6 protein-coding genes and 1 pseudogene are annotated in these 7,988 nt (G+C 68.9%); 3 read left to right on the top strand and 4 right to left on the bottom strand.

Going from position 1 to position 7,988, the window contains the following annotated elements:
* Positions 1–72: 72 nt before the first annotated feature.
* The 4 genes from A9X00_RS28665 to A9X00_RS28650 form a co-directional block, all read right to left on the bottom strand.
* Positions 73–1,038, bottom strand: a complete 966-nt coding sequence (locus tag A9X00_RS28665; protein WP_067161605.1) for an SPFH domain-containing protein — start codon at positions 1,036–1,038, stop codon at positions 73–75.
* A gap of 79 nt (positions 1,039–1,117) precedes the next feature.
* Positions 1,118–2,458, bottom strand: coding sequence for an extracellular solute-binding protein (locus A9X00_RS28660; protein WP_067161601.1), 1,341 nt, complete (start codon positions 2,456–2,458; stop codon positions 1,118–1,120).
* Positions 2,455–3,279, bottom strand: a complete 825-nt coding sequence (locus A9X00_RS28655) for a carbohydrate ABC transporter permease (protein ID WP_067161598.1) — start codon at positions 3,277–3,279, stop codon at positions 2,455–2,457. Before A9X00_RS28655 ends, A9X00_RS28660 begins: the two co-directional genes overlap by 4 nt.
* On the bottom strand, positions 3,266–4,135 hold the full coding sequence (locus A9X00_RS28650; protein ID WP_156772346.1) for a carbohydrate ABC transporter permease: 870 nt from the start codon (positions 4,133–4,135) through the stop codon (positions 3,266–3,268). The genes A9X00_RS28655 and A9X00_RS28650 overlap by 14 nt, the downstream gene beginning before the upstream one ends.
* A gap of 74 nt (positions 4,136–4,209) precedes the next feature.
* Between A9X00_RS28650 and A9X00_RS28645 the strand changes: the two genes are divergently transcribed.
* The 3 genes and pseudogenes from A9X00_RS28645 to A9X00_RS28635 form a co-directional block, all read left to right on the top strand.
* On the top strand, positions 4,210–5,727 hold the full coding sequence (locus A9X00_RS28645) for a TldD/PmbA family protein (RefSeq protein WP_067161592.1): 1,518 nt from the start codon (positions 4,210–4,212) through the stop codon (positions 5,725–5,727).
* The gene (locus tag A9X00_RS28640; protein WP_067161589.1) at positions 5,724–7,097 is read left to right on the top strand and encodes a TldD/PmbA family protein; all 1,374 of its coding nucleotides are present in this window, start codon (positions 5,724–5,726) and stop codon (positions 7,095–7,097) included. The genes A9X00_RS28645 and A9X00_RS28640 overlap by 4 nt, the downstream gene beginning before the upstream one ends.
* A 10-nt stretch (positions 7,098–7,107) precedes the next feature.
* A pseudogene (locus A9X00_RS28635) lies at positions 7,108–7,581 on the top strand (carboxymuconolactone decarboxylase family protein); the annotation flags it as partial.
* Positions 7,582–7,988 lie beyond the last annotated feature (407 nt).

The following is a 7,988-nucleotide window of genomic DNA, read 5'->3' as shown; positions in this document are numbered from 1 at the left end:
AACGACGTCACAGCGCACTCGGCGGGCACCCACCCGTCAGCCGACTGCAACCAACCTCATGACCGGGTACAGCTAGCGCGGCACCTGCACCAGCGGCTGGCCGCCGATCTGGCCCCAGCAGCCGGCCGGGTCGCGCCCGTTCTTCACCTGATCGTTGAGGCAGTTGAAGATCGCGATCCGCAGATCCGGTGGGGGCTGGTTGGCCCGCTGCTCGGCGGCCAACCGGTTCTGCTCCGCGGTCTTGACGTCCTGCTGGGCGTTGATCGTTTCCTGAACCTTCTGGTTGTAGGCGTCGATGCGCTGCTGGGTCGGCTGGTCGTAGAAGATCCGCGGGATCCGCACGTCGAGGATCTCGATCTCGGTGCCCACCGCGTCCTGCAGGTCCTTTTTGACCTGTGCGGCCATCGCCGGCAGGTCGGCGCCCTGGGCCGGCGCGGTCATCTGCGCCGACGCGCCCGGCGCGTTCGCCGCGGCGGCCAACATGACCTGCGGGTTGAACGTGGCGAACACCTTCGACAACGCCACCTGCGCCTGCCGGTCCACCAACTGCTCCTTGATCGTCTGGAACACGTTGGCGCCGCCGTAATCCTGGAACAGCTTCGGGGCCGCGCCCTCGCGCAGCCGCCAGTTCAGGTTCTCGTCGACGTAGGCGTTGGAGTTGTTGGCCAGCCGCACATTGATCGCCGCCGGGTTGTTGTTGGACCCCCTGCCTTGGCTGGCGTCGTCGAAGCTGTTCGACTCGAACGCCTGCAACTGGATCGCCTCCGAGAGCTCGCTTACCTTGCGCCACGGCGCATGCCACACGATCCCAGCGCCGTGCACGCCCACCGGCTTGCCGAACTCGGTGATGATGCCGACGTTGCGCGTGTCCACCCGGTCATAGGCGCTGATGAGGGTGAAGACCACGCCGAACAACGCCGCCGCCGCGGTGATGCCCCACCAGGTCGACCTTGTTCCCGCGCCGAGCAACAGGCTCGCGACCAACGCCGCGGCCGCCACCAGGAAAAACAGGATCGCAATAATCCACCACCCGGGCATGACATCTTTCTCCTTGTTGCAGGTCGCGTCAGCGTACCGCCCGTCGAGGGCCCTGTGAACGCTTTCACGGGACTGGCGGCTAGCGCTCCGCGGCGGCGTTGGCCGCCGCCTGAGCCTTCCGCAGGGTGGCGGCGACATCGCCTCGACCCAAGAACATTTCGTCGAAATAGCTCTGCAGGGCGGTGTACCCCGCCGCGAAGCCGGCGCCGCCCGGCGCGGGTATGCGGGGACCCTTCAGCACCGAGAAGAACGGCCCGACGTCGACGCCCTCGGTGGCCCAATGGTCGAAGTAGACCGGCTGAGCCGACAGCACCGCGGGAATGGCCGCACCGTCGCGGCCCAGGTACGCGTTGCCCTGCTGGCTGCCCATCCAGGCCAGCACCTGGCGCACCGCATCCGGGTGTTTGGTCGCCGAATTGCCCGCCGCGGCAATGCCGTTGGTGACGCTCACCCGGCCGGCGGGGCCCGCGGGCATCATGGCCACGCCCCAGCGGAAGCGCGCATCGCGGGCGACCGGTTTCAGGTTGTAAGTGCCGGACTGGAAGAGCGCCATCTTGCCGGCCAGGAACTGATTACGGGAGAAGTCGCCGTTGTCGTTCGTGTCGGCGGCGGGAGGCGCGACGTGGTCGTCGTTGATGAGGCGGACCAGATACCGGAAGGCGGACACCGCCGCGGGGTTGTCGAAGGCGAACTCGTCGCCGTGCTGGAACACCCCGCCGGCCGAGCCGATGTAGTTCAGGTAGATGCCCTGGGGGTCGTTGGCGGCGTTGTATCCCCACTGGCGGACCCGACCGGCATCGAAACGCGCTGTGCCCGCGGCGTTTCCGTCGGCATCGAGGGTCAGGCGGGACAGCAGGGGGCGCAACGTGTCGCCGTCGCCGGTCGGGTTCCACCGCAAGTCGTTGAGTTGGGCCGGATCGGCTCCGGCCGCCGCCAGCAGGTCCGCGTTGTAGTACAGCGCGATTCCGCCGTCGGTCAGCTGCGGCACCCCCCACAGCACGCCGCCGCGGGTGAACTGCTCGACCACCGCCGGATCCCAGTCGGCGGTGGCATTCGGGCCCAGCAGCTTGCCGACGTCAAGCAACCGGCCGTCGTCGGCGTAGGCGGCGAGGTACGCGTTGGACACCCAGAAGATGTCGTCGGCGCTGCCGCCCGCGACGTCGGTGCGCAGCGTGTTGAAGTACGTCGAATACGCAACGATGTTGGTGCGGACCTCGATATCGCGGTGCGTGCGGTTGAATTCCGCGAACGACTGCTGATACGCCGCGGCGATCTGGTCGGCCCAGACCCGCACCTTGATGACGACCTTGCCGCCGTGCGGCTCGGCGGAATAGTCCAACAGCACGGCCATCGCGGCCAGCAGCGCCGCCACCAGCGCCAGCGATCCGGCGACCAGTGTGGACGAGCGTGGCCTGCTCATTTGAGCCCCGAGACGACGATCGACGCGACGATGTGGCGTTGGAAGCCGACGAACAGCGCGATCAGCGGCACGATCGCGAGCGTCGTCGCCGCCATCACCAACGTCCACTGGGAGTTGAACCGCGACTGCAGGTCTGCCGTCGCCACGGTGAGCACCCGCCACTTGTGCCCGCTGGTGATCACCAGCGGCCACATGAAGTTGTTCCATTGCGACACCACGGTGATCAACGTCAGCGCGGCCAGCACCGGGCGGCTGGACGGGACCACCACATGCACGATCACGTCCAGGGTGCTGGCGCCGTCGAGGCGCGCGGCGTTTATCAAGTCGTTCGGGATGATGCGAAAGTGCTCGCGCAGCAGGAAAATCGCGTACGGCGAGCCGAACATGAACGGCAGCACCAACGCCCAGAACGTGTTGCGCAGCCCCAGCTGGGCCATCATCAGATACATGGGCACCACCGTGACCGTCGCGGGCACCATGAGGGTGGCGATGTAGACCCAGAACAGCGCGTCGCGCCCGGGGAAATGCAAGCGCGCGAACGCGTATCCGGCCAACACCGAGAACGTAAGCTGGCCCAACAGGATCACCGCGGTCATCAGCGCGGTCACCGCCGCGGCGCGGCCGAAGCCGGCCCCGCCCAGGTCGGTGTAATTGGCGAGCGTCGGTGGCCGCGGCCACTGCAGCGGCGTTCCCGTGGCGAACTGGTGGGCGGAGGTGAACGAGGTCAGGAGTCCAAGTGCGAACGGCGCCAACGTGATCAGCGCGCCCAGCACCAGCCCGATGTAGATGAGGGCATTGACGAAACGGCTAGACGAGGTCATAGCTGATCCGCCGCCGGAAGTACAGGTGCTGGACGACGGTGACTCCGATCAGGATGACGAACAGCACCACCGCCATGACCGACGCCCGCCCGATCGCCGCCGCCCCGAACGCCTCGGCGTAGATGCGGTGGGCCACCAGGTCGGTGCTGCCGCCCGGGCCCCCGCCGGTCAGCGCGTACACCATGTCGAAAACCTGTGCGGTGCTGACGATCCCGGTTACCAGGACGAAGAACGTCGTCGGGCGCAGCATGGGCAGGGTGATGCGCCAGAACCGCTGCCACGCGTTGGCGCCATCGGTGCGCGCGGCGGCGTGGATGTCGTCGGGGATGGCCAACAGGCCCGCCAGGAACGACAGCGAGACGTATCCGACGTTGGTCCACACGACGACGGCCGACACCAGCGGCAGGGCGAAGCTCGGGTCGGAGAGCCACCCGATGCTGTGCCCGAGCACGGCGCTGACGGCGCCGTCGGTGGGGGCCAGGATCCAGCGCCACAGCACCGCGATCGCCAGCGGTGCGCAGATCCAGGGCAGCACGTAGACCGTGCGGAACAGCCCGGTCCCGGGGAGGCGCCGGGCCAGCATGGACGCGGCCAGCAGCCCCAGGATCGTCTGCGCGGGAACCACGATCGCGACAAAGACGGCGGTGACGACCAGCGAGTTGGCGAAGCCGGAGTCGGTCAGCACCGACCGCCAGTTCGCCAGGCCCACATAGCGCAGAGGGCCCAACAGGTCCCACCGGTACAGGCTCAGCCAGATCACCACGAGGATGGGCAGCAACAGAAAGGCGAGCACACCGAACAGGCTGGGCGCCAGCAGCGCGTAACCCAGCGCGGTGGATCGAGGCTGTTTCCTCAGCACCGCGCTGGCCATGCAGGTAATTAAAGCGGGCGCTGCCGTCGTTCGGGGTGAGCGGTCGTTACGGTGGTGCGGTGACATTGAACCGGGGGATCGATCCCGACTTCCTGGACCTGCCGCGCCACGAGCTCGCCGAGGCCGCGTTGTCGGCGGCCAAGGCGGCCGGGGCCAGCCACGCCGACCTGCGGCTTCACCGTCTGAGCAGCGAGATCATCCAGCTGCGTGACGGTGAACTGGAGACCGCGGTCGTCAGCCGCGAGGTGGGCCTGGCGGTGCGGGTGATCGTCGACGGCACCTGGGGATTCGCCTCGCACGCGGAGTTGGCGCCCGCCGTCGCGGCCGAGACCGCGCGCCGTGCCGTGCACGTGGCCACCACGCTGGCGATGCTGAACAAAGAGCGCGTCGAGCTCGCCGAGGAGCCCGTGTACCGCGACGCCACCTGGGTGTCGAGTTACCGGATCGACCCGTTCGAGATCCCCGGCCCCGACAAGATCGCCGTGCTCGAGGAGTACTCCGGGCGCCTGCTGGGCGCCGACGGCATCGACCACGTGTCGGCGGGCCTGACCGCCGTCAAGGAGCAGACGTTCTACGCTGACACCTTCGGATCGTCGATCACCCAGCAGCGGGTGCGGGTGCTGCCGACGCTGGAGGCGGTGACGGTCGACGCCGCGGCCGGCAGTTTCGACTCGATGCGAACGCTGGCCCCGCCGATGGGGCGCGGCTGGGAAGCGCTGGCCGGCGACGAGGTGTGGAACTGGACCGACGAGCTGGCGCAGCTGCCGTCGCTGCTGGCCGAGAAGGTCAAGGCGCCCAGCGTCGCCGCCGGGCCAACGGATTTGGTGATCGACCCGACCAACCTGTGGCTGACCATCCACGAATCCATCGGCCACGCAACCGAATACGACCGCGCGATCGGTTACGAGGCCGCCTACGCCGGGACGTCGTTCGCCACCCCCGACAAGCTCGGCACCATGCGCTACGGCTCGCCGGTGATGAACGTGACCGCCGACCGCACCGTCGAACACGGCCTGGCCAGCGTCGGTTACGACGACGAGGGCGTGGCCGCGCAGAGCTGGGACCTGGTGCGCGACGGCATCTTCGTCGGCTACCAGCTCGACCGGGTGTTCGCCCCCCGGCTGGGGCAGCCGCGCTCCAACGGGTGCTCGTATGCCGATTCGCCGCATCACGTGCCCATCCAGCGGATGGCCAACGTGTCGTTGCAGCCCGCCCCCGAGGACATCAGCACCGCCGATCTGATCAGCCGCGTCGAGGACGGCATCTACATCGTCGGCGACAAGTCGTGGTCAATCGACATGCAGCGCTACAACTTTCAGTTCACGGGCCAACGATTCTTCCGCATCCGCGACGGCCGCCTGGACGGCCAGCTGCGCGACGTCGCCTACCAGGCGACCACCACCGATTTCTGGAATTCCATGGAAGCCGTGGGCGGCGCGTCGACCTGGCGGTTGGGCGGGGCGTTCAACTGCGGCAAGGCGCAGCCGGGGCAGGTCGCCCCGGTCAGCCACGGCTGCCCCTCGGCGCTGTTTCGCGGGGTGAACGTGCTCAACACGGTCAGCGAGGGCGCCCGATGATCACCCCGCAGCACGTCGTCAACATCGTTCTGGACGAGGCGGCCAAGCTCGGCGGCGCCAGCGAGACCATGGTGCTGGTCACCGACAGGGTCGAGGCCACGCTGCGCTGGGCGGGCAATTCCATGACCACCAACGGGGTTTCACTCAGCCGCAGCATCGCCGTGATTTCCATTGTCCGGCAAGGCGACAGCGCACACATCGGCACGGTGGTCTCCGCCGAGGCGGACCCGCGGGTGATTCCGGGGCTGGTGGCGGCGTCTCAGGAGGCGGCCCGCTCGGCGCCGGAGGCCGGTGATGCCGCGCCGCTGCTGGCCGATACGGGGGTGCCCGCCGATTGGGATGCGCCGGTGCCGGGCACCGGGCCCCTGGTGTTCTCCGACGTCGCCGACTCGCTGAGCCGGGGCTTCCTCGGCGCCGATCGGCTGTACGGCTTTGCACACCACAGTGTTTCGACGACATTCCTCGCCTCCTCGACGGGCCTGCGCCGGCGCTACACCCAGCCCACCGGTGCGCTGGAGATCAACGCCAAACGCGGCGAAGCCAGCGCCTGGGCGGGCATCGGCACCGCCGACTTCGTCGATCTGCCCACCGATTCGCTGCTCGAGCAATTGTCGACGCGGCTCGACTGGGCCAAGCGCAGCGTCGCACTGCCCGCCGGCCGCTACGAAACGATCATGCCGCCGTCGACGGTGGCCGACATGATGATCTACCTGGCCTGGTCGATGGCCGGCCGGGGCGCACAAGAGGGACGCACGGCGTTGTCCGCGCCCGGCGGCGGGACGCGGGTGGGGGAGCGGCTCACCGATCTGCCGCTCACATTGTTCTCCGACCCGATGGCGCCTGGGCTGGCGTGCACCCCGTTCGTCGCGGTGAGCGCCTCCTCGGAGACGGTGTCGGTGTTCGACAACGGCATGGAGATCGCCCAGGTGGACTGGATCCGCGACGGGGTCATCAACGCGCTGGCCTACCCGCGGGCCACGGCCGAGAAATTCGACGCCACGGTCGCCGTCGCCGCCGACAACCTGGTGATGACCGGCGGCTCGGCCGAGCAAGCCGACATGATCGCGGCCACCGAGCGCGGCCTGCTGCTGACCACGCTGTGGTACATCCGCGAGGTCGATCCCACCACCCTGCTGCTCACCGGCCTGACCCGCGACGGGGTCTACCTGATCGAGGACGGCGAGGTGACCGCGTCGGTCAACAACTTCCGGTTCAACGAGAGCCCGCTGGACCTGCTGCGACGGGCCACCGAGGCGGGTATGAGCGAAAAGACGCTGCCGCGGGAGTGGGGCGACTGGGCCACCCGGGCGGCGATGCCGTCGCTGCGGATCCCCGACTTCTACATGTCTTCGGTGAGCCAGGCGCAGTAGCGTGTGGGGAATGCTGACCCAGTTGGTGGCTTTGTCCCCGGGCGACGGGCGTCTTGCGGGTTTGGTCCGGCGGGTGTGCGCGCAGACGTTGTCGCTGCCGCCCTTGCCCTCCGCGGTTGAGGTTTTTGAGCCGGCGTCGGAGGCCGAGGCCGTCGTCGCCGAGTTCGCCGAGCAGTTCAGCGCCGACGTCTCGGCGATCACCGGCGAACAGCGGTCCCGGTTGTGGAAGACGTTGGGGGACAGCACCTTCAGCGTGGTCACGCAGATGTACATCGCCGATTTCGTGCCGCGGGTGCGGGCCGGGCTGGAATCGCTGGGCGTCGGCTCCGAGCACCTCGACTGGGTGAGCGGCACGGTCGCCTGGGACCACACCACCGAGCCGTCGGATGTGGTGTTCAACGAGTTTCTGCCCGCGGTGGCCCGGATGCGCGCGGTGGACCCCGTGACCGCCGAGCTGGTCCGGCTGCGCGGCGCCCAGCGACACGGCGACCTTGTTGCTGGCGTTGCGCATGACGTCGAAGGTGAGCTCGACGGCCTCTGCCTCGGAAAACCCGGAGCGCACCTCGGCGGCAACGTCGGCGACGAGGTGCGCAGGGGTCCAAATTAACCCATCGGTGTAGCGCAGCGCTGCTTTAGCGCGGCGGGTTAACCGACTTGAGTCCTCATAACGCTCGATGTCCCCGTACAGCTCCTCCGTGCCGCCGGCGTCGAGTGCGGTGCTCTCCCGCAACGATTTGCACAGCCGGCAGTTGTGCTGCGCGGCGGCGCGCCGCCCGCCCCCCGCGGCGGGCACGGGGGGCCCCGCCCCCCGCCGGGCCCCCGCCGGCCGCCACTCGGTGAACCCCCCAACCCCCCGCGCGGGGGGGGGGGGGCCGGCGCCCCCGCCGCGCC

This window comes from Mycobacterium sp. 1245805.9 (genome assembly GCF_001672915.1).
Taxonomy (GTDB): domain Bacteria; phylum Actinomycetota; class Actinomycetes; order Mycobacteriales; family Mycobacteriaceae; genus Mycobacterium.
Note: the sequence above shows the minus strand (reverse complement) of the source record. Positions and strands in the feature narration are given on the sequence as shown.

Excerpts from the sequence above, each read along its gene's own strand:
- A9X00_RS28655 (WP_067161598.1), bottom strand. The coding sequence starts at position 3,279 with ATGACCTCGTCTAGCCGTTTCGTCAATGCCCTCATCTACATCGGGCTG.
- A9X00_RS28665 (WP_067161605.1), bottom strand. The coding sequence starts at position 1,038 with ATGCCCGGGTGGTGGATTATTGCGATCCTGTTTTTCCTGGTGGCGGCC.
- A9X00_RS28640 (WP_067161589.1), top strand. The coding sequence starts at position 5,724 with ATGATCACCCCGCAGCACGTCGTCAACATCGTTCTGGACGAGGCGGCC.
- A9X00_RS28660 (WP_067161601.1), bottom strand. The coding sequence starts at position 2,458 with ATGAGCAGGCCACGCTCGTCCACACTGGTCGCCGGATCGCTGGCGCTG.